Source organism: Rickettsia endosymbiont of Culicoides newsteadi (genome assembly GCF_002259525.1).
Classification (GTDB): domain Bacteria; phylum Pseudomonadota; class Alphaproteobacteria; order Rickettsiales; family Rickettsiaceae; genus Tisiphia.
This window is the reverse complement of the sequence record NZ_MWZE01000147.1, coordinates 1-1859: the sequence shown is the minus strand read 5'-3', so window position 1 is coordinate 1859 and position 1859 is coordinate 1. Positions and strand designations below refer to the sequence as shown.

Here is a 1859-nt window from a genome sequence, read left to right as displayed (position 1 = left end):
CTTTCCCACAGCCCAATCTCTCTCTACTATTGTTTTTCCAAGAGTTTTCGCTAATTCATCATTTTGTTCTTTCAGCATATTAATTTGTTCCTGATATTTACTTACCAGTTTTGCTGGTTCAAAAGCCAATGCTGCATTTGATATAAATTGTTTTTTCCAATTACTAATTGTCTTTGAGTTTATCTCATATTTTGATGCTATCACTGATAATGGACTCTCTTCTTTCAGCACTTCTAATACTATCCTAGTTTTTTCTTCAGCACTAAAAACTCTTGCTTTTTCTTTTGTCATTTTTTCTCCTAATTTTTTCTTATTATTTTATCTTAATTAGGAAACTTTTAACTCTATTTTTTTTGTCCATTTTCTTCAGTCCATTATAAATATAAGATAATGCAATCAACAAAAGATATCTTAACCAGCAACCATAAAGATATAATATCATTTAATAATGAGATGGATAAATTCATTGATCAATTGACTATTGATAAAATTGGTAAACAGGCAAATGAACAAGATAAACAACAAATAAGAGAAAGAATTGAAGCGAAATTAGAGAAAATTATAACAAAATCACCTGACAAGGAGATTTTTACGCAAGCACTACAGTTAATGAAACAAAAAGATACCGTAAAAGATATAAGAAATATTATGCACAATCAAAAACTTGGCAATGGTAGTAATAAAACGACATCACTACTTCGGTTGCAACAACAAAGACATAAGGCAGAATATAGAAATTCAATGTAAAAAAATTATTTTTACTTAAAGTATTAGTGGAAGAAAATTTTGGGGTATAATGTAAATAAATTGGAAAAATTATGACAACTGATAAAGAAAAAACGATAACATGGTTTAGTGATTTACGCGATCAAGTATGTAGCAAATTAGAAGAAATTGAGCTTGAATATAGTAAGGCGAAAGGTTTAGAACCAGCAAAATTCATACGAACACCCTGGGATAGAAAAAGCGGTGGTGGTGGAGTAATGTCTATAATGCGTGGCAACTTATTTGAGAAAGTTGGGGTAAATATTTCTACAGTTTTTGGAGAATTATCTACAGAATTTAGTAAAAATATACCAGGTACAGAAAATAGTAGGCAATTTTTTGCTACTGGTATTTCTATCGTCGCTCACCTTACTTCTCCATTAGTACCAGCAGTGCATTTCAACACCCGCTATATTGAAACTGCTAATCGTTGGTTTGGCGGTGGTGGCGACCTAACACCATTTTATCCTGATAAGAATGAGACAGCAAAATTTCATACTGCTTTTAAACAAGCTTGTAATAAACATGATCCAAATTATTATCATAAATTTACAAAACAATGCGATGAATATTTTTACTTAAAACATCGGAATGAACCAAGGGGAGTAGGAGGTATATTTTATGATTATTTAAATACCGGAAATTTTAATAATGATTTTTCTTTTACTAAAGACGTAGGACAAGCATTTCTAACAGTATATCCTGAAATTGTTAGAACAAAAATGCTTCTACCCTGGAGCAAGGAACAAAGAGATTATCAATTAGTACGTCGAGGTAGATATGTTGAGTTTAACTTACTATATGATCGTGGTACATTATTTGGCTTAATGACAGATGGTAATGTTGAGGCAATATTAATGTCCCTACCCCCAGAAGTACGTTGGTAGACTGGGTTGCGTAAACATCCCTCCTTAATGGAGAACGTTCGCTGAGCTGTGTCAGTATAGAATATCATAGTCTAAAATTCAACCTATCAGGGAAGAAAATATCTAGCTGGGAAACGGTTACCGCCCAATCTGGGATTGGCATATTCCACTTTGCTGTAATCTGTTTTATAGCACAAAAAACCAATTTGAACAAGGCATTTTCACTTG

At 32.2% G+C, this 1859-nt stretch carries 3 protein-coding genes and 1 pseudogene; 2 read left to right on the top strand and 2 right to left on the bottom strand.

Going from position 1 to position 1859, the window contains the following annotated elements:
* A partial coding sequence (locus tag RiCNE_RS06900; protein ID WP_157905682.1) for a transposase occupies positions 1-291 on the bottom strand: 291 nt, incomplete at its 3' end.
* Positions 292-390: 99 nt separating this feature from the next.
* Between RiCNE_RS06900 and RiCNE_RS06895 the strand changes: the two genes are divergently transcribed.
* The gene (locus tag RiCNE_RS06895) at positions 391-747 is read left to right on the top strand and encodes a hypothetical protein (protein WP_094649814.1); all 357 of its coding nucleotides are present in this window, start codon (positions 391-393) and stop codon (positions 745-747) included.
* Positions 748-818: 71 nt separating this feature from the next.
* Positions 819-1652, top strand: a complete 834-nt coding sequence (gene hemF, locus RiCNE_RS06890; protein ID WP_410525752.1) for an oxygen-dependent coproporphyrinogen oxidase — start codon at positions 819-821, stop codon at positions 1650-1652.
* 64 nt (positions 1653-1716) lie between these two features.
* Here the strand turns inward: hemF and RiCNE_RS08645 are convergent.
* Positions 1717-1859: pseudogene (locus RiCNE_RS08645) on the bottom strand (IS256 family transposase); the annotation flags it as partial.